We start from the raw sequence: 26,900 nt of genomic DNA on the forward strand, positions 1-26,900 counted from the left end.
TACCGTCCTAGCGCTGGTCGCAAACGCAACGGCGGATGTGGTTAATTTGGAGATACAACATGAACGAATTTACCCTGAATGCAGAACAGCGTTCCGACCTGGGGAAAGGTGCGAGCCGCCGCCTGCGTCGTCTCGCTAGCCTGGTTCCAGCTGTCGTCTACGGCGGTGACAAAGCCCCTGAGTCCATCAGCATGCTGGCCAAAGAAGTTGCCAAACTGCTCGAAAACGACGCGGCTTATAGCCACATCATCGAACTGAACGTTGGCGGCCAGAAGCAAAACGTCATCATCAAGGCACTGCAACGTCACCCGGCTAAAGGCCACGTGCTGCACGCTGACTTCGTGCGCGTTGTTGCTGGTCAGAAACTGACCGCAATCGTACCGATTCACTTCCTGAACGAAGAAGCTCCGGTCAAGAAAGGCGGCGAGATTTCGCACACTACCACTGAACTGGAAGTGACCTGCCTGCCGAAAGACCTGCCTGAGTTCATCGAAGTTGATCTGGGCGCGCTGGAAACCGGTGATAACGTTCACCTGTCCGAACTGAAAGCCCCTAAAGGCGTTGAGTTCGTTGCACTGGCACACGGCAATGACCTGGCAATCGCCAACGTCCACGCACCGCGTATCGTTGCAGATGAAACCGAAGAAGGTGAAGAAGGCGCTGCCGAGTAATCATTTACTTGGCAACGTCGGAGTTGCTCAGGAAACACCGCGAGCGATAGCAGGCAAAGCGGGCGGGATCGCGGAGTTTACATCATGGTAAATGAGCAGTTTTCGTCCACATTGCCGCTGTCGCCAGCGGTCTAACCCCAACTCCAAAGGAAGAGCCCCTGTCGTGACCGCCATACAACTGATCGTTGGCCTGGGAAATCCAGGTGCTGAATACGAACAGACCCGGCATAACGCAGGGGCTCTTTTCGTTGAGCGTATTGCTGCGGCGCAACGAGTCAATCTCGTTCCCGAGCGCAAATTCTTCGGCCTGACCGGACGCTTCACGCATCAGGGTCAGGATGTTCGTCTGCTGATCCCCACCACCTACATGAACCGCAGCGGCCAGGCCGTGGCGGCACTCGCCGGTTTCTATCGGATTCCGGTCGAGTCGATTCTGGTGGCGCATGACGAACTTGATCTGCCTCCGGGCGTTGCCAAACTCAAAGTAGGCGGCGGCCATGGCGGTCATAACGGCCTGCGCGACATCATCGCGCAGCTCGGCAACCAGAACACTTTTCATCGCTTGCGGCTTGGCATTGGCCACCCGGGCGATGCCAGCAAGGTATCCGGTTTTGTCCTGGGTCGAGCGCCACGCGCCGAACAGGAAAAACTGGACGCCAGTATCGACTTTGCCCTCGGCGTGCTGCCGGATATCTTCGCCGGTGAATGGAACCGGGCGATGAAAAACCTGCACAGCCAGAAGGCCTGACATCACTCGAGGGGAAACACCATGGGATTCAATTGCGGCATCGTCGGCCTGCCTAACGTCGGCAAGTCCACCCTGTTCAACGCCCTGACCAAATCCGGTATTGCGGCCGAGAACTTCCCCTTCTGCACCATCGAGCCGAACACCGGTATCGTGCCGATGCCCGATCCGCGTCTGGCGGCCCTGGCAGCCATCGTCAACCCCAAGCGCATCTTGCCAACCACCATGGAGTTCGTCGACATCGCCGGCCTCGTGGCAGGTGCCTCCAAGGGCGAAGGCCTGGGTAACAAGTTCCTCGCCAATATTCGCGAGACCGACGCCATCGCCCACGTGGTGCGCTGCTTTGAAGACGAGAACGTGATCCACGTTTCCAACAGCGTCGATCCCAAGCGCGACATCGAGATCATCGACCTGGAACTGATCTTCGCCGACCTCGACAGCTGCGAAAAGCAACTGCAAAAGGTCACGCGTAACGCCAAGGGCGGCGACAAGGACGCAGTGGTCCAGAAAGGCCTGCTTGAAAAACTGATTGCACACTTCAGCGAAGGCAAGCCGGCGCGCAGCCTGATGAAGAGCATGAGCAATGACGACAAAGCCGTCATTCGCGGCTTCCACCTGCTGACCACCAAGCCGGTCATGTACATCGCCAACGTCGCTGAAGACGGTTTCGAAAACAACCCGCTGCTGGACGTGGTTCGCGCCATCGCCGAAGAAGAAGGCGCGATGCTGGTGCCAGTCTGCAACAAGATCGAAGCAGAAATCGCCGAGCTGGATGACGGCGAAGAAAAAGACATGTTCCTCGAAGCCCTGGGCCTCGAAGAACCCGGCCTGAACCGCGTGATTCGCGCCGGCTATGAAATGCTCCACCTGCAGACTTACTTCACCGCAGGCGTCGAAGAAGTCCGCGCCTGGACCGTCCGCGTAGGCGCTACCGCACCACAAGCCGCAGGCGTGATCCACACCGACTTCGAAAAAGGCTTCATCCGCGCCGAAGTGGTGGCGTATGACGACTTCATCCAGTTCAAGGGCGAAGCCGGTGCCAAGGAAGCCGGGAAGTGGCGTCTGGAAGGCAAGGAATACATCGTTAAAGACGGCGATGTGATGCATTTCAGGTTTAACGTCTAACACCCCACTCGCATCATCAGAAGAAGCGACTTAGCTTATCTGACCTTCGACACTCAAAAGCCCTGCATACCAGGGCTTTTTTGTGCCCGCGATTTGACTGCGGCATTAACGGTCTAAGCGAAAATCGACCGTGCCACCTCAACGAAAACGCCCCGCAAGCAAGCTTGCGGGGCGTTCAGTGAAGCGCGTGGCGTTATTTCAGAAGACTTACTTCTTCAAGCGCCCGTAACGGTCTTCAAAACGTACGATGTCATCTTCACCCAGGTACGAACCGGATTGCACTTCGATCAGCTCCAACGGCACCTTGCCCGGGTTGGCCAGCGAGTGCTTGACGCCCAGCGGGATGTAAGTGGACTGGTTCTCGGAGAGGATCAGTTCCTTGTCGTCGCAAATAACCTTCGCAGTACCCGACACCACAATCCAGTGTTCGGCGCGGTGGTAGTGCATCTGCAGCGACAGGCATTCGCCCGGCAGTACGCTGATGCGCTTGACCTGATAGCGCTCGCCAAGGTCGATGGTGTCGTAGTGACCCCATGGACGATTGACCAAAGGATGGGTCACGAACTCGGGACGCTCTTCGGCTTGCAGACGCTTGACCACATCCTTGACCTGCTGGCTGTTATTTTTGTTGGCAACCAGGACTGCGTCCTTGGTTTCGATGACGATCAGGTCTTCGACGCCAACGGTGGCCACCAGCCGATGGTGAGACTGCACAAGACATCCGTGCGTGTCGATTGCCATCACGTCGCCTTCCAGACGGTTGGAGTCAGCATCGTGCGGACCAACGTCCCAGATTGCTGCCCAACTGCCCAGATCATTCCAGCCAGCGTCCAGCGGCACAACAAGCCCGACATCCGTGTGCTCCATGACGGCGTAGTCCACCGACTCATCGGCGCACAGGGCGAACTTGTCGGCCGAGACGTGGAGGAAGTAGTTGTCTGCCTCGGAGTCTGCCAGTGCCATGCGGCACGCAGACAGTATGTCGGAGCGATGCTTTTTCAGCTCAGCCAGGAACACCGAGGCGCGGAACATGAACATGCCGCTGTTCCACAGGTAAGTACCCGAAGAAAGGTATTCGGCAGCCATCTCCGGCGAAGGTTTTTCCTTGAACGCTTCGATGGCGAAACCACCTTCGCCAATGGAATTGCCGCACTGGATGTAGCCAAAGCCTGTTTCAGCGTGAGTCGGAGTGATCCCGAAGGTCACCAAACGACCCGCCTCGGCATGCACCTGAGCCACCTGAACGGCCTCACGGAAGGCCTCTTCATTATGGATATGATGGTCGGCAGCCAGTACCAGCAGAATCGGGTCAGTGCCATCAGCGGTCGCTTCCAGCGCAGCCAGAGCAATGGCCGGCGCAGTGTTGCGAGCCAACGGTTCAAGAATGACGCGACGGCTGCCCATCTTTGCCACACGCAGTTGCTCGGCAACGATGAAGCGATGGTTTTCGTTACTGACAACCACCGCAGGCGAGTGCTCAAGGCCTTGCAGGCGAGCCAGCGTGCGCTGAAACATGGTTCCCTGATCCTGGCCGTCAAGGGCAAGAAACTGTTTGGGGAAACTCTGCCGCGACAACGGCCATAAACGCGAACCGTTACCGCCAGCCAGGATTACAGGGGTGAACATAGAAGCTCCAGTCTTGGGCCACAAAGGCGTAGCGAAGGCGTTATTATCCGGGTGCCACAGCCGCTATGCAACATGAAGGCCACTACAAATGCCTGCCGCTCGGAAACTCCCGTGCCACGACTGCCAACCTCTCAGTGTTCGTCGGGCTGACTCATGTTAATCTGCGCGCCCGATTCAAGCTCTACCCCGTAGATATGTAACACGACAGTTCACATCCGCTCCCCGAGTACGCCATTGAAACGTCATGCAACTGATCGAAGCAGAGAAAGATCGAACATGGACATAGGTTTGAGCTGCACAGTCTGGTCAAAAGGCGAACGCGCCGGGCATCTGGACGGTATCGGAATCTATTCCAGAGCACTCTGGCAAGGCTTGAACAAACTGAGTCAGACCCACGATATCCGCGTGAAACCTTACGCCTTTGGCACCGACCTGCCTGCCCTGCCCTGCGGCTCGCCTGGCGTGCTGACCAAGGATTATCGTATTCATGCCGTGCTCAGCGGAGTGCTCAAACTGCCCTTGCACAACTCTGCGGCCATTGCCCGAAATGTCGAACTGTTTCACGCCACAGACCACCACATTCCCCTGATTCGGGGCGTGCCCGTCGTGGCTACAATCATGGATGTGATTCCTGTGATCCACCCCGAGTGGATCAAGCAGGACCTCAAGCACCTGAAAAGCTGGCTGTTCAGCACCAGCATCGAACGCGCCGACCACATCATTACCATCTCCGAATACAGCAAGCAGGACATGGTTCGGCACCTGGGCATTGCGCCAGAACGTATCAGCGTGACGCCGCTGGGTGTGGACCCGGTGTACTTTGAGCGCATCGAGATTGCCGAGCGTGACCAGGTGCTCGCAAGGCACGGTCTCAAACCAGGGTTTTTCCTCGCGGTGGGCACACTGCAACCGCGCAAGAACCTGCAACGTGTCCTTGAAGCCTTCCAGCAATTACCGCCACAAGTACGCAAGGAACACCCGTTGGTGATTGTCGGGCGCGACGGCTGGAGCAATAAGGAACTGCTGCCTCAGCTGGAAGCACTGGAGCAACGCGGCGAAGGCCGCTGGTTGAGTTACCTGCCGCAGAAGGACGTGTTTTCTCTGCTGCAAAGCGCTGGCGCTCTGGTCTTCGCATCACTGTATGAAGGGTTCGGATTGCCTGCCATCGAAGCGTTCGCCGCTCAGTGCCCGTTGATCGCATCCAGCAATTCGTCGCTGCCGGAAGTGACAGGCGATGCCGCCTGGCCTGTCGACCCACACAGCGTGGACAGTATCAGCAAGGCAATGCGTGACGTGCTGGAACAACCTGAAGAACGCGAGCGCAAGGTCCAGCTTGGGCTGGAACGTGCGCGTCTATTCGACTGGGACACCTGTGCGCAGAACACGCTGGATATCTATCGCAAGGTACTCGCTAACCGGCGATAAGCCCTGAGCAATCAGGGCTTCTTCTTCAACGCCGAAGCAGCCGCCTGCTCCACTGCCGGGTTGGCACCGCCAAGCCAGACGTTGACACTGTCAACGCTCTCCTGAGGTGGCCGACCGGCCCATCGGTTGAGAATGAACAGATTGGTAATGAAATCGTATTGGGCCTTCAGCAAGTCACGTCGGGCCTTGAATTCATTCTGCACGCTGGTCAATACATCGACCGCATTCACCACGCCGTAGGAAAAAGCCTTCTGAGCAGCAATGCTCGACTGCTCTGCCGAGCTCAACGCGTTCTTGTTGGCGCGGATCTTTTCGACGCTGGAAAACGCGGTCAGGTAAGCATTGGTAGTCTCTTTGACCACCTGACGGCGCACGCTCTCCACATCCTGCTCAGTCGCCAGTTGCTCGTTGTACAGACCGCGTACACGAGCAGACGTCGAACCACCGCTGTAGATCGGCACCCGCACACCAATGGTCGCCACATAGCTGTCGCTGCGTGGCGACAGCGTGTTGTCGTAACCCACGTCACTTTGCTGGGCACCGAGGGTGAACGTCAGCGTCGGATAGTGCCCGCCCTTGCCTTCTCGCACCGCAGCATTGGCGACTTCCAGACTGCTTTCCCGAGACTTGAGCAGCGGGTTGCTGTCGATGGCCTGAGCCACCCAGGTGTCCATGGATTTTTCCGGTGCCTGCAACGCGATATCGTTTCTGATCCGGCTCAACGGCTCGGTGATCGGCCGGCCGACGATTTCAGACAGCGCAGCCCGGCTGAGCCTGATCTGATTACGCGCATCCACTTCCTGCGCGGCAAGCAGATCGACTCGGGCCTTGAGGTCCAGAAGATCGGTGACCACAGCCATCTTCTTGTCGTACATCGCACTGACGCGATCCAGACTCTTCTGCGTCGCCCGGCGCTCGGCCATGATCAGTTCAAGTTCGTCATCTGCCGACAGGGCCAGAAAGTAACGCTTGGCCAGATCGACAGTGGCTTCAGCCTGAGCATCTTCTGCCTGGTGGCCTTTTTGCTCTGTCGTGCTCTTGGCTTTCTGGTACGCCTCCCACGCCTGCTTGTTGTACAGGTACTGAGTCAGGTTGAGCGAGTAGCTGGAGTTGTTGTAGATCTCCCGCTGCGTATCGTCCTTGCGCAAGATCCGATTGTAGCTGCCATTCGCAGTCACCTGCGGCAACAGCCCGCCAAACGCATCGCGCTCGCTGTCCACTGCCGACTGGGCGCGCAAATAAGCAGACAGTACGCGCGGGTCTTCAAGCCGCGCTTCGCGGTACAGCCCCATGAGATCGGTGGAGTACGCCGACGCGCTGGTGACCTGCGGGGCGGCGGGCTGGGTAGCGTCAGCCTGCGCCTGCACGCTGACCAGCCCCAGGGAAATGAAGACAGGAACAAAGCGCAGCACGATCATTCCTCGATCATCGATTTGATGAACACGTTGGACGCGGGCTTCAACAAATATTGAAGCATGGTCCGGTCGCCAGCATTAATCAGCACATCCGCAGGCATGCCAGGCTGCAACTTTCGGCCGTCCAGACGTTTCAAACCTTTCTCGGTGAGTTTTACCCGCACCAGATAATAAGGTTCACCTGCCTCATCTTTCAGCCTGTCAGCGGAAATACCGGTTACTACACCCTCGATGACCGGAGTGGTTGCACTGTTGAATGCATTGAACCGAACATCCGTAAGTTTGCCGATGGCGATCCGGTCAATATCATTGATTGAAACGTGGGCTTCAACCACCAGTTCGGAAGACTTCGGCACGATATCCAGCAATGGTGTGCCAGCACTGATCACGCCTCCGACGGTGTGGACTTTCATGTCCAATACCATACCGTCTTCCGGGGCGCGGATGACAATGCGGGACAGACGATCCTGAAGGGCGGCGGCCGTTTCCTGCAGGTCGAATACTTTGGCCTGCACATCACTCAAGTCTTTAGCGACTTCGGAACTGAAATTCTTGTTCAACTGGATAATCTGCAGTTCGGTCTCGCTGATCTGCAACTGGGTCTTGGTAATGGTGGATTCATGATCGGCGACCTCGGACTTAAGCATATCGAGCTTGCGCTCCTGCTCAAGCAAGCGTTGCTTATCGACGAAACCCTGGGCCAGCAGATCCTTCAACTCGGTGATTTCACTACTGTATGACCTTTCCAGGCTGACCTTGGTACGAATCATGTCCCGAAGACCAATGATCTGCTGCTTCAATTGCCCAATACGCTCACGCTGGACCGATATTTCAGTCGCACGGGAGTTTTTCCGGGTTCTGAAGACCTGCTCCTCGCCTTCGATGGCTTCCTTCGCCCTCTCGCTGTCAGTACCAACAATAGTTAGCGGCGGAATCGTAGGCAAGTCGTCACGCTCAGCACGCAGACGTGCCTCACGGGCCTGGGTCGAGATCAGCTGATTACGGGTGGATTCAAATTGCGAGCGCAGTTGCGAGTCATCCAGCACGATCAGCGGATCACCCTTATGAACGGTGTCACCATCGCGGGCCAGCAACTCTTTGACGATACCGCCCTCTAGATGCTGAACCGTCTTGCGGTAACTCTGCACCATCACGACGCCTGAGCCATAAACCGCGTTGCCCAGCGGAGCCAGTGCCGCCCAAGTGCCGAACAAACCAAACGTGACCAGTACGATGGCCACACCGACACGGCGAATGCCACGGTCGGAGGTCGGCATATCATCCGAATGCTCGTCGAGCGTGGCGATTGTCTTAATACTCATTCATGAATTCCTTTCACGCGCCGGGTTGCGCAGGGGCAACACCGGTGGCTGCCGGAGCAACCCGTTGCTGGGCCTTGGCCTGTTGCTGGGCAAGCTCGGCAATGACCTGATCACGCGCGCCATACAGGGTGATGGTGCCGGCGTTCATGACCATGACCCGGTCAAGGCGCGACAGAATATTAGGGCGGTGAGAAACGATGAACACTGTGGCGCCTGACTCTTTGATCAGTTGCAAGGCAACACTCAGGGCACGCTCACCCACTTCATCAAGGTTCGAGTTAGGTTCATCGAGCACGATCAGTCGGGGGCTGCCATATATGGCGCGAGCCAGACCGATGCGTTGACGTTGCCCACCGGACAGGTTGACACCTTCGCTGCCAATAACCGTGTCGTAACCATCAGGCAACTGCAGAATCATTTCATGCACACCCGCAGTTCGCGCGGCGAGGACGACCTTCTCGGGGTCCACTTTGGTGAAGCGGGCAATATTGTCGCTGATGCTGCCTTCGAACAACTCGATGTCCTGCGGCAGGTAACCCAGATGCGGACCAAGCTTTTGCTTGTCCCATGCACTGATATCCGCGCCATCGAGGCGCACTGTGCCGTGCTGCGCAGGCCAGATTCCCAGCAGAGCCCTGACCAGAGTCGATTTGCCGGCTGCGCTCGGCCCAACAATACCGACAATGGTGCCAGCGGGTGCCACGAAGCTTATGTTACGAATGACCGGCGCTTTGGCGCCCGGAGGAGCGACGACCAGATTTTCTACCTGTATGTGCCCTTCTGGATCAGGCAGTGCCATACGTTCTGGCTCAGCATTTAGTTTTTCGAGCGTCTCATTTAGACGGCCGTACTGAACGCGGGCAGCTACAAAGCCTTTCCAGCTACCAATGATTTGATCAACAGGTGAAAGTGCGCGCCCCAAAAGCAATGAGCCAGCCATCATTAAACCGGGATTCATTTGATGGGTGATTACCAGGTAGGCCCCCAGCGCCAACATAATCGACTGTGACCAACTCCTGAACGTCTTTGAAATCGAAGTCACAATACCACCCTTGTCGCTGGCATCAGACTGCAGCACTAGTACCCTGCGCTGACGCACACCCCAGCGAGCCATCAAGGTATCGAGCATTCCCATCGATTCGATGACTTCAGCGTTACGTAGATTCTTGGTGGTTACCAGATTAGCAACCACGCTCTGCTGGTTAGCTTGGGCTATCGCTTTACCAGTAAAGCGATGGTTCAGATACGCCAGAATTATGAGAACTATTGCAGATCCCACAGTCATCCATCCAAACCAAGGGTGAAACAAAAACATTACCGCAGTGTAGATTGGCAGCCAAGGAGCATCAAAAAACGCGAACAGGCCATTACCGGTGAGGAACTGGCGCAATGAAGTCAAGTCATTCAGCGACTGGGCCGAAGCATCCATACCTCCGCTTCTCAAGGCCTTCCTGAAGCTAGCACGGTAGACGTCGCGACTTAGCAGAATGTCTAACCGGTTGCTGATACGAACCATGATTCTGGACCGAACCCATTCCAACGCCCCCATGGTGATCATCAGTACGGTCAGAATCAAGGTCAGCATAATCAAAGTCGGGACGCTGCTACTGGGCACCACCCGCCCGGATATCTGGATCATGTACAGCGTGGGCACCAGCATCAGGGCATTTACAAACAGGCTGAAAAAACCGACCGAGATAAAGCTGCTTTTGCACGCTTTGAGGGCTATCTGCAAATTATTTTCGTGTGAACGACTCATAGAATCCGTACTGATGAGAAAAACGGTAGAAAGCGCAGCAGTGTAGCACCCACGTTTAGGGCAACGCAGCATTATAGCGCCATCAAATTACCCAAATTCTGAGTAAACACAAGTGAAGCCTTCCTGTACCTGGACGTTCCGAAGCATCCAGACTTTAATGCACGCAGTTAACACAAGAGCCAAAAGTTCAAGTTGAGCGACCAAAATATAAAAAAAATAATGACAGGGAAAGTGTCATAAACAAGGCTCCCACTTTTTAACGCATCGTTATTGTCAGTGGCATCTAGAAATTCAAACATTCCCCATGCTTAACCGCTGACGACAATGATGCCGACACGGCCAAACTGAAAACGACATGGGCAGATCATACTGCGCAAGGAAACCCCTATGATTTATTAGTAAATAATATCAATGCCTTACAACGCCTGACCGCCCATCCTGCGCCTACTCGGACAGACACATTTGGAATCATTATTTTGAGCACTAAGCATAGTGCCAAGAGTTCTATAGCAACGCCCCACCCATTGTTTTTGTCATTCGCCTCTGCACATCGATGGAACTCAAGAAATCTCCCAACCAACTCCAAGAGATTTCCTACAAATCAAATTGACTTTTCTAGCCAAAGGATTAATCTCGACAAGCTCGCCCGGTATAGAGCCACCAAGTAGGTGACGCGATGCCAGTCAGCGCTTTTTGGGGTGTTCGAAAAAACCAAAAAGTATGGCAGCTCAGGATAAGAAGGAAGCTTGTTGGGTGCAGTCTCCAGAACTTGAAGGGCTAAAAATCAGCTCCCGCGTCACGCTGCTGGAGCCGGGAATGTACATTTTCCGTTATGCGTCGCAGCCGCCTGCTAACAAGCCGGTGTGCATCGCATTGCAGCAAGCGCCGCTTGGCAAAGGCTCGATTGATTTTTTCCCGGCCGAAGGCGTCAGCAAGAACATGCTGACCCGGCTTGGTGACACCATCGTGGCCCGCGTCAAGGGTGGCACTACAACAATACTGATTACCGAATACCATATGTTCGACGCAACCATCGACCCTATCGACTTGCGTATCGACCGTATCGACACCTCACCTGCAATCATGCGTAATTTCGCCATTGTCACAGCGGCAGAGCCAAGTGTGGGAATCGTCTCAACCCCAATGCCTGTTGCACTGAAGCTGGTTGCGCATCTGCAAGGAGCAGGTGATGTCGAATCGACAGAAGGCTGGGCGGGTGAGCCTGAAGGTACCCGGCGCCTCGAAGGATTTTCGGTGGTGTGGGCTGACAAGCCCGCCGGTGTAGATCTGGTTTACACCTCGACTGTGGCGGGTTCAGGCCCAAGCCCGAATGTCGCTACCGGTGCCTTTACAGGCACCCGTGGCAAGTCTTTGCCTCTGGTGTCTGCAGGCTTCAGCCTGGTAGGACCCGACCGGCATTTTTACGAATTATCTGGCCACCTTGTATTCCGCGGGTCCGCACCGCAGGTCATTGTCGCCAATCAAATGATGTACGGCCCCACCGGCACAGAGCCCCTGGTGGCGTTACACATTTGCATCGCACCCGCTACGAAGATGAACGCTGCCCGCTATAAGTCTCCGTGGGAAAACTCTGCATTGACGCAGAAAATTAGCAGCACAGGCCAGACGGCCTGAAGTAACAGGAATTTCCCATGCAATATGATGCCCCGGTAACTACATCTGAGTTCAGCACCTTTTTGACCGCTACCGCCCTGACTGACAGCACCACTGCTGCCATCAGCACCCTGCTGAACCTGGACACCGCTACTTCGGTCAACCTGGCTAGCTGGGATGGCGTGAACGCTCTCGAAATCCCTACCGGCCAAACCGGTACCACCGACGTGATCACCGGCACCATCGCTGGCGCACGTGGTGACCTGGTTACCCTGAATGTTACTGCCGACGTTGCTGCAGCCAAGGCAATCATTCTGGACAGCCAGGCTAACCTGAACGTCAACATCACTCCGACCGTTGCTACTAACGCCGCTTCCGACGTTTCTTCGCTGGCTCGCGTTGCTGTTTCTGCCGACGCTACCGCTACCACCGATTTCTTGCTGACCACTGGTTCGGGCGATGACGTGATCATTGTCAATGGCAATCAGAACAACTTCATCGACGCCGGTGCCGGCAACGACACCATTATCACTGGCAACGGTAACAACACTGTTATCGCTGGCGCTGGTAACAACAACGTCATCACCGGTACCGGTAACGACACTATCGTTCTGAGTGGCACTAACCACGCAGACGTCGTCAACGCTGGCGCTGGCTACGACGTTGTACAGCTGGACGGTTCGGTTTCTGACTACACCTTCACTGCTGGCAACAACTTCAACGTCAACCTGACTGGTGCACAAACTGCATCGATCACTGGCGCTGAGTTCCTGACGTTCGTCAACACCACTACTGATGCTGTCGAAACAGTTGTTCTGGCACAGAACGAGACTGAAGCATCGGCTCTGCGTCTGTACGAAGGTATCCTGGGTCGTGACGCAGATCTGGGTGGCGCTCAAGCCTTCGCGGGCCAGGCTAATGCCGGCACTTCGCTGACTGACATCGCCAACACCTTCCTGAACTCTGCCGAGTTCTCGGACAATTCGACTGCTGCACCTATCAACAGCCTGTACACCGAGCTGTTGGGTCGTACTGGTGGCGCGGACTCTAGCGGCTTGGCCAACTGGCAGGCACTGCTGGCTAATGGCGGTACTCTGGCTGACGTAGCTGCTGGCATTGCTGTCTCCGCCGAAGCTCAAGCCCTTGACCAGTCGAACGGTGACTTCGTTCGCGACCTGTACACTGCGGCACTGGGCCGTAACGCTGACCAAGGCGGCCTGGACAATTGGGTCTCCCAACTGTTCAACGGCACCAGCCGTGCAGAAGTGGCTCAGGGTATCGTTGGTTCGCAGGAAGCAGCAGCCAAGGCAGACAGCGACTTCATCGACAACCTGTACCTGACCGCTACCGGTCGCGCTTCTGATGCAGGCGGCAAAGCCACCTGGACTGAAGTTCTGGCTAACGGTGGCACCCACGCTGACGTAGCTATCGCTATCGTTGGTTCGCAAGAAGCTGTAGCCCATAACGACAACGTTATCGTGCTGCACGGCGCGGTGTAACTAACCCCGTCGTTGTAACAAATGCACCCGGCCGCAAGGCCGGGGGTATGCAAAAAGGGGCGACTTTCGGGTCGCCCTTCTTTTATTTTTGAAGTGAACACGCCAGCTTATGTCCAGACACCTCGACCGTGAGCGAGAAACGCTCATGGATATGTTTCATCGCCATCGACAGGCCGATGAACCTGGCCTTGCCGCCACGGCACTCGAGTGTGCACTGCAGACCCCTGAATACCGTCCGGAAGCACTTGTCTGGAAAGGTATCGAGGCCCTGCCACAGGACCCGAAGCTTGCCTTTATTTATTTGCTCAACGCCGCCCATGCGTTTCCTTTACGCGCGGACATCCATGCCCTGCTCGGCCGCAGCATCATTGCCCAGGGTCAACATTCGCTTGCCAGTCAGTACCTGACGGGCGTCTGGCAGAAACTGCCTGATGATCCGTCCGTGCGCATGACCCTCTGGCAGGCGCGCAGCCAATCGGAAACGCCCGCACACCTGCGGCGCATCATTCTGGCGCACTTACCCGACATCACTGCTCCCAACGAGCTAGCTCTGGTGCTCAAACTGCTGGCTGAACAAACCCAGACAGCGGGCACGCTGGGTGTGGTGCGCTATCTGCCAAAGCTTCAGGAAATCCACGGCTGGGCCATCGATGTGCACAACCCGCAGGTGGCTGTATCACTGAAACTGGAAGCCAACGGGCATTTGCTGAACATGCTTGCCAGCGCGCCACACCCGCTGCTGACGGCTGCCGGATTGCCTGCAACTCATGGCGGTATCCGTATCAAAGTGCCTGATGGCACGCCTGTCGTGCAGATTTGTTTCGATAACGGCTCTGCGCTGCTGGGCAGCCCCGTGTCGGCCATGCCGGTCTTCGTGGCACCGCCACCTGCACCGAAGGTGGGTGAGAAACAGCCGGTGGACGTGTTGATTCCGGTGTACGACGGACTGGAGGAAACCCTCGATTGCATTAACAGTGCACTGGAGGCGCGCAAGCAAAACCGTACGCCCCACCGCCTGGTGGTGATCGAAGACGCAACGCCGGTGCCCGCGCTGCGCAAAGCCCTCAAGGTTCTCGCCGGCAAAGGCAAGATCACGCTGGTCCAGAACCCCATCAATCTGGGCTTCATCCGCAGCATGAATCGTGCAATGGCGCTGAGCCCGAAGCAGGACGTCATCTGGCTGAACGCCGACACCCGCGTGCATGGCGATTGGCTGGACCGTTTGCGCAACGTCGCCTACAGCGACAAAGCCATTGCCTCGGTTACGCCCTTCACCAATAACGGCGAACTGATGAGCTTTCCAGAGAGCCGCTTCAGCCATCCCATGCCCAATGCGGGCGAACAGGCGCAACTGGATGATCTGGCAAAGCAGACCGACAGCCCGGCCATGGAAATCGAAACCGGCTGCGGCTTTTGTCTGTATATCAAACGCAGCGCCCTCGACAGCGTCGGCTATCTGGACGAGGTCGAACTGCTGCGCGGCTATGGCGAAGAAACCGACTGGTGCCTGAGAGCACGCAACCTGGGTTGGCGACACGTGGGCGCACCGACTGTATTCGTTGCGCACCAGGGCGGGATTTCATTTGGTGCCGAGAAGGCGCTGCGGGTGGCGCATAACAATGCCATCCTCAAGCGTCGCTACCCGGACGCGCCGGCACGCTACGAAAACTTCTGCCTGCGTGACCCTATAAGGCCAGCCCGTCAGGCCTTGCAACGCGCGCGCTTTACTCAACTGGCCGAACAGCTGTCGACACCGCAGCTGAAGCAACTGCATATCGGTGATAACTCAGCGCCAGAAGCGCCCTTAAGCCTGACCTGGCGGAACAAAGGCCAGCATGCCCAGGCAACGCTACAGGCCAAACTGATACCGCTGGCCTTCAGCCTGGATTACGAGTTGCCTGCCGATAACGAGCAACTGCTAAAGGACCTGCGCAACCTGCCACTGGACGAACTGATCTACCAGAACCTGGCGAATTGCCCAGTCGGTTTTTACGCGCTGCCTACCCAACTTGATAAGCCCTATCGAATCATCTGCCGCGACGATGAACTGCTGAAGCCGAATACTCGCTGCGATTGGCCAGACTTCGCTCAGCGCGCACACAGTGTTCAGTTGCCATGGAACGGGCTGCGCGAGCGTTATGCAGCCGTTCTGCCTGCAGCCAATATTCTCATCGAGCAGGCCGATCCGGCTTTGCCGGCAAACCAGGCGACATCAGGCACACTGCTGATTGCAGACGATCTTTCAAACCCTGACATTGCCGGGCAATGGGTCGAGCTGGGCAGGCGCATCACGCGCGAAAAACAACCTGTGCTGTTGCTGGTGCATGGCGACGGCCCGTGGGTCAAACAGCTGTTAAGCACTGGCGCAATTCATGCATTGCCAACCACACAAGGACTGAGCCTGAGCGACTGCCTCCTGCTGGCCGGATGCAATTGCGCACTGAGCCTGGAGCAGAACCCCGGCGCCTCATGGCATGCACCAGGTCTGGCGGCAGAGCTGGGTCTGCCCTTGTATGCTCCGGCTGGTTCGATCGCCCATGAAGCTGGAGCATTACCCATCGACACACTCCTTATTTCGTTGAGTCGGACCTGATGTCAGAACACACGCTGAATACGCCTGAAGCAGGGCATCATTTCAATGACACGCGCTTCAGCGGCGCAATAACCGGCCTGTATGGCGACGTTCTGCAAGGATGGGCGTTGAATACCGCGCAACCGGATGAGCGCCTGGTGGTCGAGGTCTATATCGACGGCGCCTGTGTTTCACTGGTACGGGCTGACCAGTTTCACCCTGGCGCAGAAGCAGGCGACCAGTTCAACGGCTTTGGCGTCCAGCTTCGACAAGGCTGGCTGGACGACGCAAAACACATCAGTGCCCGGGTGGCCAACAGCGACGCCTGGCTAATGGGTGATCTGCATCTGCCTGCCGCGCCCAGCAAGGAGCCGGCACCGATTGCCTCCCAGGTCTGGCACAGTGGCGGACTGCGAATCGGCGGCTGGTCATGGGACCCTGATGCCCCGCAACGTCACGTACAGATCACCATACGTGAAGGCAGCCGGGTACTGGGCCAGGTGACCTGCGACACCCATCACCAGGCACTGGTCTATCGCACGACCAGTGACCACGGTTTCAGTGTCGACCTTCCCTGGGAACTGGCCGATGGCAAGTTGCATACCCTGGAGATCGAAAACGACCTTGGACAGCCGTTATCAGGCAGCCCGGTCACCTTATGCTGCTGGCACGACGGGCTGGAAGGCTTGCTTAAAGAACAGGAGCGAGCGCCCACCCAACAGAATCTGGCGTTGCTGACGCAACTGGCCAAAGACCAATCAATGCGCTTGCCAAAAAGCGCAGGCTTTCATCATTACCCGGAGTGGTTTGAACGGTTCCGGCCTGCCGCCCCGACAGACGATCAACCGGTGCAGACCAAGATCGGCCTGTTGCTGGTCAGCGAAGGCGATACTGCGCTGGAGGCCATCAGCCTGGCCAGCCTTGAAGCGCAACGATCATTGCCTCATCAACGGGCCACAGCTTCTGCAAGTGATCTGATGCCTGCGCTCAAGCACTTGCTTCAGGCCGGATGTGAAGCCGTGATCCCGGTAATGGCCGGCGACCATTTGAGCCCGCACGCACTGGAGCACTTCAGCACGCTACTCAAAGACGGCAGCAGCTGGGGCTATGCAGATTGTGATCGCGACGGGCCACAGGGGGAGCGCAGCCTGCCGTGGATGAAACCGGTCTGGGACATAGACCTGTTTATCGGTGCCGATATCTTCACCCCCGGCGCGATCTTCAGCGCAGCAATCATCGACCAGGCATTGATGTTGCTGCCGGCGGACAGGCAGCAAACGCTCGATGGGTATCACCTGATTGCAGCCATCGCCCTCGCTACTGAAAATAGCCAGGCTGTTGTGACGCACTTGCCACACGTGCTTTACCATCGCAACCACTCCGCCCCGGCAAGCCCGGAGCAGGCCGAACCTTCTGCGCAACGTCTGCAGGCCATCACCTGGCTCTGCGAGACCCTCACGCCGGGCGTCAACGTCGCTCCATTGCACCAGTTTCCAGCGCTGCTTCGCGCGCAATGGCCCTTACCCGTCAGCCTGCCTCGCGTCAGCCTGATTGTTCCGACCCGCGACCAGTTTGCGCTGCTGCACGCCTGCATCGAAGGGCTGCTGACCGCGACTGACTATCCAGATGTGGAAATCATCGTTGTCGACAACCAGTCCAGCGACCCGCAAACCCTCACCTATCTGGAGCAGTTGTCCGAGCGCGGCGTAAGGGTGCTGCCCTACCCTCATGCGTTCAACTACTCGGCGATCAATAACTATGCGGTTACCCACGCAACAGGTGAGCTGATTGGCCTGGTCAACAACGACATTGAAATCATTGATGCTGGCTGGTTGAAGGAAATGGTCAGCCAGTTGATACGTCCAAGGGTTGGCGCAGTGGGTGCCAAACTGTTGTGGCCAAATAGAATGGTGCAGCACGGCGGTGTGGTGGTGGGCGTTAATGGGCTGGCTGCGCACACCGGCAACAACCTGGAACAACGCGACCCAGGCTATCTGGGCATGAATCAGATCACTCGACGCCAAAGTGCGGTCACGGCAGCGTGTCTGTTATTACGAAAATCGGTCTTCGACGAGCTGCAGGGGCTGGACGAGCAAGCCTTCCCGGTCGCGTTCAACGACGTTGACTTGTGCCTGCGTATTCGCCAGAAAGGCTTGAACCTGATATGGACGCCTTTCGCAGAACTGATTCATGCCGAGTCGGCCAGCCGAGGCAAAGACCAGACGCCGGAGAAGCGCGCACGAGGTCAACGTGAGCAACAAGGCTTTATTGAGCACTGGGCACAGTCTGGTCAAAGCGACCCTTACTATCACCCGGCGCTGAGTCTGGATTATCTGAGTGGGCCTTATGGGGGGTTGGCGATGCCGCCAAGGAGTGGGTCCAAAAGGAATGCCGTTACGGCTCTTAAAGCGCCAAGAAGTAGTGAACAAATACATGCTTAGCATAGGTACCATACAGCTAACGATTCCAAAGTGACTGGCGAGAAAAATGAACTCAAAAAGAAGCTTACTGAGCCGCACATACTTGAGGGATAAACGCGCTATGGATGGCGAATTTTCAGGGTCTTATTCCGAGAAGCCTGAAGGTTTGCCTTTGGAAAAAAAAGCAAAGAAAGAATGGTATTTAGTTCAATGCAAATCTGGACAGGACAGTCGTGCGGAAGAGAATCTCACTGCCCAAGGCTATACTAATTTCAGACCAATAATTAACAACTCAAACCATTCTGGCACGAACTTTAAGCACCCTCAGTCGTTATTTCCAGGCTATCTATTTATACACCTCAGCACGGCTGATAATTGGGAGCCTATACGTTCGACTAAAGGTGTTTTGACCGTAGTCAAATTTGGCGGTCGAGCCCATGCTGTGAAAAACGAAATCATTCAGGACATAAAGAATCGAGCAAGGTTTTTAAACAGTTTAAAACCCGTAAACCCAGAAAATGAAAAAGCAGTTTCGGGCTACAGCAGCAGTGAGATAACAACTGTTTTATCCGCCAAAAGTCATGAGGAGCGAACCTTGCTACTGGTTAGTTTTCTTCACAGTGAAAGCCTGAAAAAATGAAGATTTCATGACGTCGATTCAGGGCGTCAAAAAGTACAAAGCACTGAACCGCTTTATACTTAACATATAAGATCCCTCACATCAGGATCTTGATTTTAACCGTCGTCAGGAAAGAACAATAAATCCTGGGGCGGTAGCGTGCCAAAAAGCCGCCGAATTAAACAACACGTTAACCCGCAACATATTTAAGACTTGAACACTCTATCAGAGCCAACTGCTAATCTTGAAAGAAGGCATAGGTACATGAAAACAGATAACAGCTTTCCTTTGATTAGCCAATTTCACGAGCTTCAGGAAGATTTCGAACGACTGTTGATTGCTGACGAAGCAAATGCTTCAATACTGGCCGGCTTGATCGCTGAAAAAGTGACGCTGGAAAAACAGATAGACGCCCTCATCAATAATAACCACTCAAAAGTCGTGCCTGTGTTAACCCAGGAAAAACACAACTCAGAAGTGAACGATCTCATTTCAGAACTGCACGAATTGCAAGAGCGTTTTGAGCAACTTACATTGCTGGAGCGTGAAGACGCTGAAGTCGTCGAATGGGAATCTGAAAAAGCAGAGCTGAAAAACAAGTTGCATACTGTTGCTATGGAACAGCAGCAATACAAAATGATGCTGGGCGAAAAAGAAAAAGAAAACCAGCAGCTATTGACTGCATTGCACGATGCTCAAGAAGAGCTAGAGCGCTCTTTTTTTGCGCAGGAAGCTAGTGATGCGGGGCAAAGGCGTTTAAATCGTTTACTTGAGCGTCATCCAGCATTGTGGGAATTTGACACGCTGGAAATATCCCACGCCATAACGGATGACGACTATCAGGTTGCGCAATGGTGCCTGACTGACGTCAATCTCGATAAGCGCCTGATTTCCAAACTTCGTTTTAGAACAGTATTATCGAACGGTATTGTTGGAATAATTATTCAGCGGGCCGATCAATCGTTATCTTCACCGCTGGTGCGTTGGCCAACTACCTATGCGCAGCATTACGAGCTACCGTGCGTGGTATCCAGAGCCTCCGGCGCGCACGGAAGCGACAATGTATTTAATATATTGGGTTCTTCTGACTGGAACATGATACAGGCACTGACAGGTCGACTCATTGAGCTGTTAGCACGTTCAGACTGCAAGCTTCCAGAAGGGCTAGAGGCTGGCGAATTGAAAGATGGGCTCATCGAGTTCAAAGATATATTGACCAAATGGCCCAATGTACTTCGTTATGACACCATTGATTTGTATAACTCTCTGGAGACGGGCAATTACCACAGCATTGGAATTCGTTTGAAATCCCTGCAACTCGGTGACTGTTCATGGAAGCATCTCGACTACCGCTTGGCCACTGTTAGCGAACCTGGAAAATCGTTCGATCAGCATCCTCGCCTTGAGTTTCCAGAAAAAGCTTCTGAAGTGCTAAAGAGCTGGTTCGCAGAAATCGAGGACGAACATGGCGATCGGCTAGAGCTGCGCTTTGCTCAGCCAAATATGATAGATACACGTGTCTGGAATGCTTTGGATGGCGATGATCGACTCTTCATTGTTTCCTTGATTGCCAGCCTTGATACCCAGATGATGGAGCTTCAACAGAAATATAGTTCCGCACGCAATGATTGGCAATCATGGCGGTATCTCGGCAGCTCAATAAAAACCATTCTTACTCGCAAAAGCACTGAGAGTCAGAAGCTGCAGAAAGTCTGATACGCCAATGAATTCGTCACTTCAGGAATCGACACAATGTTCGATATACATCGTGGAAGACCAGCTTTACACCAGGGCATAATACAAAAAATCCTCCCTAGAATATGACATCTCCAGACAAGACCTGCCCCACAAATTAAGCACCCCTGCATCCCAACTCATTGATCATGTGAAACTTAATTCCTATGAATGACAAGAGCCTACTCTCAATAGCCAACGAAAAATTCAAACTCGGGAAGTTAAAAGAGGCCATCAACTATTATAAGCTGGCCCGCAATGAAAACCCAAAACTAGAAAAAATCACAAGTTACAATATTGATTACGCCAAGCGAAAACTAAAAGACAAAAGCAAAATAATAGAGACACCCCACGACAAGCTATTTAAAAAAATCAGCAAGCAACGCAAAAAAATAATCACCGCGCTGAAAAACTCTATACACGATAAAGAATTGACTCTCAAGATAATCGAGCGCAGCGCTGGTGATAAAAAAGCTTTTAACAGTTCAGTCTATCTCGCGATGTACCCCGATATTGAAAGTGCTATTAATGAGCACGTTTTCACCTCAGCCAAACAACATTATGAGATGTTCGGAAAAAATGAAAGCCGCGTTCATTCCTACCAAAGCTACATCGACAAGTTAAAGCAAGAGCTGAACGTCTTAAAAGCAGAGTTCATAGCTATTGAGAGCCTGTTCAATCAAGATGAATGGCCAACGCTGCTGGATGAGACGGTTGAAAATTATAACATTGCCGCTGTTCCTTTCTATCTTGAAAACACCAGCCATATAAACCTAAATGAGTCCATAGAAGGCATGAGGGTCGGGGTGCATCTACACCTTTACTACACCGACCTTCTGAACGTCATCAGTCAGCACCTCAACAACATCCCAATAGACTTTGATTTATTTATATCAACCCCCCACGACGTAGACCATGAAGCACTCAAAAACGTAGTGTGGGATAGCGTCACACACGTCAAAGGAATACAGATCAAACGTGTTCCTAATCGAGGCAGGGACGTTGCTCCATTTATCATTGAGTTCGGTAACGAGCTTCAGGCTTATGATGCAATCTGCCATATCCACACTAAAAAAAGTGAACATACCAAGGCGCTTTCAGAGTGGGGGGATGACATCCTAGACTCGTTGCTTGGGTCACGCGAAGGCGTGAAAAAAATCCTGACTCTTTTAAAAGGCGATGCAAAAATAATTTATCCAGACGGACAAAATTATTATATGAAGGACCCAACTGGATGGTCCGAGAATCGTGAGATAGCCACGCATATTTTAAGCGACCACCTCGATACTGATATTTCCAATTTCCCCAAAACAGAGTTCCCAGAAGGCTCTATGTTTTGGGCTCGCCAAGAAGGTATTCAGTCGTTTTTAAATATCCCTCTTGATTGGGATGACTTTCCTGAAGAACCCATCCCTACAGATGGCACATTGGCACACGCCCTTGAAAGAATAATACTTATCAGTTCATGCGCAGCACCAGGCCGAATATTCAAATTAATTAAAAACGATTATCTAAATAACAAAATTTATTTTGAAAATAAGAAGTCGTACGTAGGCAAAATCAAAGAGAACACCGTAAAAATTCTTTCTTTTTACTTACCGCAATTCCACCCCATTCCTGAAAACGACGAATGGCACGGCAAAGGCTTTACTGAGTGGACCAAAGTAAAAGCCTCCACCCCATTATTCAAAGGCCACTACCAACAGCACAGGCCCCATGAAGACATTGGGTACTACCTTCTGGACTCACCGGCTATTCTAAAAAAACAAGCAAGCCTGATGCGCGATGCGGGTGTCCACGGTCAGATTTTCTATCATTACTGGTTTTCAGGAAAACTGATTCTGGAAGAACCGGTAAAAATACTGTTGGAAAACAAAGACGTTGAGATGCCGTTCTGCTTTTGCTGGGCAAATGAAAACTGGACAAAACGCTGGGATGGCAATGACGCAGAGGTGTTGCTCGCCCAACACTATAGCGCGTCGGATGCCAGAGACTTTATAAACTACCTGATTCCGTTTCTTAAAGATGAACGCTACATCAAGATAGCCGGCAGACCCGTACTTTATATCTACCGCCCCTCCTCCATTCCTGACCCGCATCTGTACATCGATATATGGAATAAAATCTGTGCTCAACATGGCATTCCCCCTCTTTATATAACTGCAATTCTCACAAGGGGCGCGCATGACCCTAGAGACTATGGTATGGACGGGGCTTTGGAACGAGTGCTTCATGATTGGACTGGCGGAAATACATCCGAAATCAAGGATTCGCTACAAAAATACTGGCCCGTTAATGGCAGTGTTTTGGACTATGGTGATGTCGCTACCTACTACGCAAAACAGGATGCTTCAAAAGAGTTTGAGTACTTCAGGAGTCTCGTACCAACGTGGGACAACACCGCACGGTATGGGTCTGAATCCTATGTGGTACATGAAAGCACACCTGAAAAATTTCAAGGGTGGCTGGAACAGTCCATCGCGTTCACTAAAGCTAACTTGCCTGAAGACAGGCATCTGGTGGTCATTAACGCTTGGAACGAATGGGCAGAAGGCGCCCATCTTGAGCCCGACACCTATTCAGGTTACGCCTATTTGAACAGCGTGGGACGAGCGCTTTCCGGAATCAAATACCAGGATGATAAACCCACAGCGGCCGTAGCCAATACCAAGCTTGTTGTTGAAATTGAGTTACCCGAATATCTCACCAATAATCTGAACCATGACAAATTTGTCAGCGCCAAGTTTTTTCGGCACTTGGCCGAAGCCATAAAGAATTACAAACTTACCGTCTTCATCAAAAATACCGAAGCCGTAAAACGCTTGAAAGAACTCAAATGTAACGTAAAAGATAATCCTCCGAAAAAAATAGATTGCACGTTACAATTCCGACAGCTGGCTTTGATCAGTGATACGTTTATTACGGAAATACTGAAGACTCATAACTCCTTCAAGGACTCGGTCATTATCTCCAATGAATACGGACGTCATCATATACTTCAAGAGTATTATGGGCTGGACTCTGTCACACGAGAAAGTGCGTATGAAAACTCCGTCATACTGATACCCAGCGACAGAAAATCGGACACGTACAAGATAAGCCATAAAGCACGAGCCTTTTCCACTCAGACATCGACACTCCCTAGTGCTGAAATGCCAGAAATAACAACGGTCATAAGATTCCATAAAAATGACAGTATCCTTGAGTTGAAAAATGCGCTGCTCAGTCTTTCAGCAGTGCATTCTTGCGTTGTAAAACCTGTCATTTGTGCTCAAGACCTCAAGCCCCATCAGCTGAAAGAGCTAACAGAACTGTGTGCAAAATTCGAGTACAAAAGCTTTACGGATGTAAAGATAAATAAATTTTTCTCAAGCAATAACAACGGTGATATTCGTGCAAAGTTGCTTCACGAGGGATTGAAGGCTGCGGAGTCCCGGTACGTCGCTTTTCTTGACCATGATGACTTGATGATGTGTAACTCATACGCTTACCTGGTCAATCGCCTGAACATTACAGGAAAGGCGGTTAGCTTTGGCAGGGTTTACGATACCGCTTATGAGTCCAATAAAGAAAAGCTTATCAAGCGAAACAAAACGTATGAATACGGATTCACGTACAATGATTTTCTGGACGTGAACCATGCACCGCTCCACAGCTTCTTGATGGACACTACCAAAGTAGATATCTCAAGCATTCACTACTTTGAAGACCAGAAGTTTATGGAAGATTATTACCTGACCCTGCAGATTTTTGACGGAGAGAATACTGACTGGGCGTCACTCCAAGATAATTTTTATGTAGGTGATTATCTGCACTGCACTGACAGATCGCATACGTTAGCCATTACAGATACGGCCTCGAGAAGCTCCGTTATCACCAACACTGAATTCGAAAAATGCAAGAAGCGTGTAGAAGATCTCAAATTGGAGATAAAGAAAAAACTAAATAGCCATTGAGGAAACTTCATGAACAAAATCTTAAATTTTGTCCCGTCTAAAGCAAGTGCCGTCAAGGAACTGTTGAAAGGCTGGAATATTGAAGAGCCTGCACCAGAGATCAGCCAGTCAGTGGCTGAAGACTATTTAAAAATAAGTGGCTGGGCGATCGGGCACCGGCCCATAAGAAAGCTCGCGTTAGAAGTTTCTAACGAAATTTATTATGCCGACCTTGATACCCAGAGGCCTGATGTCATTGAGGCCGTCTTCGGTAAATCCGAAGACGGCGCAAACGATAGTTCATGTGGTTTTTCCATAACCCTTCAATCTAAATTGTCTTCCATTGCCTCTTTTGATATCGGCTTTATTTTTGAGGAAAAGATTGAATGGGTAGGTACCTTCTTCTTTGAGGATCCTCAAAAAGTACTAATCGGAAAACATCAATGGCTTTTTCTTGACAATGATTCTAATGACAGTGTTGATCAGTTCACAGGGCATTTGGAGTTCCCCGTTTCAGATCAAGAGAAATGGATTACCTACCTCTCAGATGTGCAATCCATATCAACAATAAACAAGTTCGAATGGCTGATGGTTTTAGCACCGTCAAAAGAATACGTTTTCCAAGATTATTACCCTCACGAATTGAGCGAACACAACACACCCGGCCAATTCATGAAGCTCTTTAATGGTCATCAAAAAATCATTTATCCTCTAGATTTACTTATCCAAGATAGGGAATTGAGCTATTGGAAAGGTGATACTCACTGGACAGACTATGGTGCCTATCTTATCTTCAAGGATATCCTTAGCAGATTCAACCTGCCGGTTCTGAATTTTGATCTTCACTGCCACATCGAGTTTTCCATTAAGTATTCGATTGGTGACCTCTCTGAAAAGTTGCCCGGGCACCCGAAGCAACCAAAAGTTCAACTATCTGAACGCAACTGTAAACCATCTGAGGTTGTCATCTATGACAACCACATTCCAAATAACGGACGTATTATAATTTCCGAAAACACACAACCTTTGTGTTCTGACTCTATACTGATTTTCGGAAGCTCGTCTGCCTACAACTTTGTCAAGTTTTTCCAGATGTATTTTCGTCGGGTTGTTTTGGTCCACAGCGCTGCGGAGCTTGACACAGAGATCATTAGCCATGAAAAATCAAAATACGTATTATTGCAATCAAACTCCAGGTTTATTAATGTAGCTCCTGAGTATCTTGGCACACACAGCGTCAGAAGATTGATACGCTCCAAAATCGAAAATTTCAGCGCTCTGGAGGTAAGAAAGATTATGAAACTTCAAGATCACTCACTCAGTGGCAACGAAACGTTTTACACCTCTATGCTATAACCTCTCAAGATTCAACATAACAATCATTCACGCCGTGAGTGTCAGTGCTGCAATTAGGTTTCAGCTACAACACCTTAAGACTGAAAACACATCAATCCACAGCACTGGGTTACACAAGGATATTCTTTATGTCTCTCGCACAACTTTATGCCGCTCACGAAGGGTTTGTATCGGATAAGTGGGATATCTACCTATCTGAATATGAACGTCTCTTCAACCGTTTACGTTTAGAACCTGTTTCAGTTTTGGAGATCGGAGTACAGAATGGAGGCTCTGTTGAAATCTGGAATAAGTACTTCCCAAACGCCACCAGCATCATAGGGTGCGACATAAACCCCCAATGCGACCAACTGACGTACTCGTCTGACAAAATCGCTATCATTATTGGCGACATTAAAGACGTTCACACTCGCTCAGCCATATATGCTATTTCAACGACGCTGGATATCATCATCGATGACGGTTCTCATACCAGCAGCGATATCATCGAAGCTTTCGGCTGCCTTTTCCCGTGTTTAAAGCAAGGTGGTATTTTCGTCGCAGAAGATTTGCATTGCAGCTACTGGGGAGAATGGGAGGGCGGCCTTTATAATCCTAGTTCATCAATGGCTTTCTTCAAAGTGCTTGCTGACATCATAAATTATGAGCATTGGGAGCTAGACCTTAGCAGAACTCAGGCGTTGCAGCCCTTCGGGATCAGTTCAGCGTTGTGCGAAGAGCTGTTGGCTGAGATACATTCAGTTGAGTTTGTCAACTCGATGTGTATCATCACTCGCCGTCCGATTGAGCAAAATGTGTTAGGCGTACGTCACGTGGTTGGCCGAGATGAGCCTGTATGCCCGGTCAAGCAAGTTGATGGCACTTTTTGCGAATCACCGCCGCAGCATGTTGACGTGAAGCTATTAGAGATAACCGAACTGGAACTACGGCGAAAGCAGTTATTGGAGCAGCTCTCACACACAGAAAAACAGCTTAATGTACTGCGCAGAAATACCGGCATGGATACTCAGGATTGACACATAGCTTCCTGTCTAAATTTTCGTCCCATGCTTGCTTAACGCTT

General features: G+C 52.5%; 17 protein-coding genes. 13 read left to right on the forward strand and 4 right to left on the reverse strand.

Features of this window, described 5'->3' with window-relative positions; genetic code table 11:
- Positions 1–59 precede the first annotated feature (59 nt).
- The 3 genes from I9H07_RS19230 to ychF all read left to right on the forward strand — a co-directional run bounded on the left by I9H07_RS19230 (position 60) and on the right by ychF (position 2,541).
- The gene (locus I9H07_RS19230; protein WP_024674198.1) at positions 60–671 is read left to right on the forward strand and encodes a 50S ribosomal protein L25/general stress protein Ctc; all 612 of its coding nucleotides are present in this window, start codon (positions 60–62) and stop codon (positions 669–671) included.
- Between the two features lie 163 nt (positions 672–834).
- Complete coding sequence (gene pth / locus I9H07_RS19235; protein WP_024645458.1) at positions 835–1,419, forward strand: aminoacyl-tRNA hydrolase; 585 nt, start codon at positions 835–837, stop codon at positions 1,417–1,419.
- A 21-nt stretch (positions 1,420–1,440) separates the two neighbouring features.
- Positions 1,441–2,541 carry a redox-regulated ATPase YchF gene (gene ychF, locus I9H07_RS19240; RefSeq protein ID WP_058825337.1) on the forward strand — a complete coding sequence of 367 codons (1,101 nt, stop codon included), beginning with the start codon at positions 1,441–1,443 and terminating at the stop codon, positions 2,539–2,541.
- Positions 2,542–2,748: 207 nt separating this feature from the next.
- Here ychF and I9H07_RS19245 read toward each other — a convergent pair whose 3' ends face one another.
- Positions 2,749–4,167: a mannose-1-phosphate guanylyltransferase/mannose-6-phosphate isomerase gene (locus tag I9H07_RS19245; RefSeq protein ID WP_236423436.1), complete on the reverse strand. Its 1,419-nt coding sequence runs from the start codon at positions 4,165–4,167 to the stop codon at positions 2,749–2,751.
- Between the two features lie 276 nt (positions 4,168–4,443).
- Between I9H07_RS19245 and I9H07_RS19250 the strand changes: the two genes are divergently transcribed.
- Complete coding sequence (locus I9H07_RS19250) at positions 4,444–5,592, forward strand: glycosyltransferase family 4 protein (protein ID WP_236423437.1); 1,149 nt, start codon at positions 4,444–4,446, stop codon at positions 5,590–5,592.
- Positions 5,593–5,603: 11 nt separating this feature from the next.
- On the opposite strand, the gene I9H07_RS19255 is transcribed toward I9H07_RS19250, so the two are convergent.
- The 3 genes from I9H07_RS19255 to I9H07_RS19265 are packed head-to-tail and all read right to left on the reverse strand — an operon-like array spanning position 5,604 to position 10,088.
- Positions 5,604–7,010 carry a TolC family outer membrane protein gene (locus tag I9H07_RS19255; RefSeq protein WP_058825340.1) on the reverse strand — a complete coding sequence of 469 codons (1,407 nt, stop codon included), beginning with the start codon at positions 7,008–7,010 and terminating at the stop codon, positions 5,604–5,606.
- Complete coding sequence (locus I9H07_RS19260; protein WP_236423439.1) at positions 7,007–8,329, reverse strand: HlyD family type I secretion periplasmic adaptor subunit; 1,323 nt, start codon at positions 8,327–8,329, stop codon at positions 7,007–7,009. Before I9H07_RS19260 ends, I9H07_RS19255 begins: the two co-directional genes overlap by 4 nt.
- Before the next feature lie 13 nt (positions 8,330–8,342).
- Positions 8,343–10,088, reverse strand: coding sequence for a type I secretion system permease/ATPase (locus tag I9H07_RS19265; protein ID WP_236423440.1), 1,746 nt, complete (start codon positions 10,086–10,088; stop codon positions 8,343–8,345).
- Between the two features lie 816 nt (positions 10,089–10,904).
- Between I9H07_RS19265 and I9H07_RS19270 the strand changes: the two genes are divergently transcribed.
- The 9 genes from I9H07_RS19270 to I9H07_RS19310 all read left to right on the forward strand — a co-directional run bounded on the left by I9H07_RS19270 (position 10,905) and on the right by I9H07_RS19310 (position 26,853).
- Positions 10,905–11,723 carry a hypothetical protein gene (locus I9H07_RS19270; protein WP_236423450.1) on the forward strand — a complete coding sequence of 273 codons (819 nt, stop codon included), beginning with the start codon at positions 10,905–10,907 and terminating at the stop codon, positions 11,721–11,723.
- Between the two features lie 17 nt (positions 11,724–11,740).
- Positions 11,741–13,201 carry a DUF4214 domain-containing protein gene (locus I9H07_RS19275; RefSeq protein WP_236423442.1) on the forward strand — a complete coding sequence of 487 codons (1,461 nt, stop codon included), beginning with the start codon at positions 11,741–11,743 and terminating at the stop codon, positions 13,199–13,201.
- A gap of 145 nt (positions 13,202–13,346) precedes the next feature.
- Complete coding sequence (locus tag I9H07_RS19280) at positions 13,347–15,794, forward strand: glycosyltransferase family 2 protein (protein WP_236423443.1); 2,448 nt, start codon at positions 13,347–13,349, stop codon at positions 15,792–15,794.
- Positions 15,794–18,214: a glycosyltransferase family 2 protein gene (locus I9H07_RS19285; protein ID WP_236423445.1), complete on the forward strand. Its 2,421-nt coding sequence runs from the start codon at positions 15,794–15,796 to the stop codon at positions 18,212–18,214. The genes I9H07_RS19280 and I9H07_RS19285 overlap by 1 nt, the downstream gene beginning before the upstream one ends.
- A 100-nt stretch (positions 18,215–18,314) precedes the next feature.
- Positions 18,315–18,833 carry a transcriptional activator RfaH gene (locus tag I9H07_RS19290; protein ID WP_236423447.1) on the forward strand — a complete coding sequence of 173 codons (519 nt, stop codon included), beginning with the start codon at positions 18,315–18,317 and terminating at the stop codon, positions 18,831–18,833.
- Between the two features lie 243 nt (positions 18,834–19,076).
- A complete protein-coding gene (locus tag I9H07_RS19295; RefSeq protein WP_236427051.1) occupies positions 19,077–20,528 on the forward strand; it encodes a hypothetical protein in 1,452 nt (483 codons plus the stop codon).
- A gap of 185 nt (positions 20,529–20,713) precedes the next feature.
- Complete coding sequence (locus I9H07_RS19300; protein WP_236432237.1) at positions 20,714–24,502, forward strand: glycoside hydrolase family 99-like domain-containing protein; 3,789 nt, start codon at positions 20,714–20,716, stop codon at positions 24,500–24,502.
- Positions 24,503–24,511: 9 nt separating this feature from the next.
- Complete coding sequence (locus I9H07_RS19305; RefSeq protein WP_236427150.1) at positions 24,512–25,837, forward strand: hypothetical protein; 1,326 nt, start codon at positions 24,512–24,514, stop codon at positions 25,835–25,837.
- Positions 25,838–25,965: 128 nt separating this feature from the next.
- Positions 25,966–26,853, forward strand: a complete 888-nt coding sequence (locus I9H07_RS19310; RefSeq protein WP_236426222.1) for a class I SAM-dependent methyltransferase — start codon at positions 25,966–25,968, stop codon at positions 26,851–26,853.
- The last annotated feature ends 47 nt before the right edge of the window (positions 26,854–26,900 follow it).

Origin of the sequence: Pseudomonas syringae (genome assembly GCF_023278085.1) — a bacterium.
GTDB lineage: Bacteria > Pseudomonadota > Gammaproteobacteria > Pseudomonadales > Pseudomonadaceae > Aquipseudomonas > Aquipseudomonas syringae_Q.

Bases quoted from the DNA above. Each gene is read 5' to 3' on its own strand.
- I9H07_RS19230 (WP_024674198.1), top strand. From the start codon at position 60: ATGAACGAATTTACCCTGAATGCAGAACAGCGTTCCGACCTGGGGAAA.
- ychF (WP_058825337.1), top strand. From the start codon at position 1,441: ATGGGATTCAATTGCGGCATCGTCGGCCTGCCTAACGTCGGCAAGTCC.
- I9H07_RS19245 (WP_236423436.1), bottom strand. From the start codon at position 4,167: ATGTTCACCCCTGTAATCCTGGCTGGCGGTAACGGTTCGCGTTTATGG.
- I9H07_RS19250 (WP_236423437.1), top strand. From the start codon at position 4,444: ATGGACATAGGTTTGAGCTGCACAGTCTGGTCAAAAGGCGAACGCGCC.
- I9H07_RS19255 (WP_058825340.1), bottom strand. From the start codon at position 7,010: ATGATCGTGCTGCGCTTTGTTCCTGTCTTCATTTCCCTGGGGCTGGTC.
- I9H07_RS19260 (WP_236423439.1), bottom strand. From the start codon at position 8,329: ATGAGTATTAAGACAATCGCCACGCTCGACGAGCATTCGGATGATATG.
- I9H07_RS19265 (WP_236423440.1), bottom strand. From the start codon at position 10,088: ATGAGTCGTTCACACGAAAATAATTTGCAGATAGCCCTCAAAGCGTGC.
- I9H07_RS19270 (WP_236423450.1), top strand. From the start codon at position 10,905: ATGTACATTTTCCGTTATGCGTCGCAGCCGCCTGCTAACAAGCCGGTG.
- I9H07_RS19275 (WP_236423442.1), top strand. From the start codon at position 11,741: ATGCAATATGATGCCCCGGTAACTACATCTGAGTTCAGCACCTTTTTG.
- I9H07_RS19280 (WP_236423443.1), top strand. From the start codon at position 13,347: ATGGATATGTTTCATCGCCATCGACAGGCCGATGAACCTGGCCTTGCC.
- I9H07_RS19285 (WP_236423445.1), top strand. From the start codon at position 15,794: ATGTCAGAACACACGCTGAATACGCCTGAAGCAGGGCATCATTTCAAT.
- I9H07_RS19290 (WP_236423447.1), top strand. From the start codon at position 18,315: ATGGATGGCGAATTTTCAGGGTCTTATTCCGAGAAGCCTGAAGGTTTG.
- I9H07_RS19295 (WP_236427051.1), top strand. From the start codon at position 19,077: ATGAAAACAGATAACAGCTTTCCTTTGATTAGCCAATTTCACGAGCTT.
- I9H07_RS19300 (WP_236432237.1), top strand. From the start codon at position 20,714: ATGAATGACAAGAGCCTACTCTCAATAGCCAACGAAAAATTCAAACTC.
- I9H07_RS19305 (WP_236427150.1), top strand. From the start codon at position 24,512: ATGAACAAAATCTTAAATTTTGTCCCGTCTAAAGCAAGTGCCGTCAAG.
- I9H07_RS19310 (WP_236426222.1), top strand. From the start codon at position 25,966: ATGTCTCTCGCACAACTTTATGCCGCTCACGAAGGGTTTGTATCGGAT.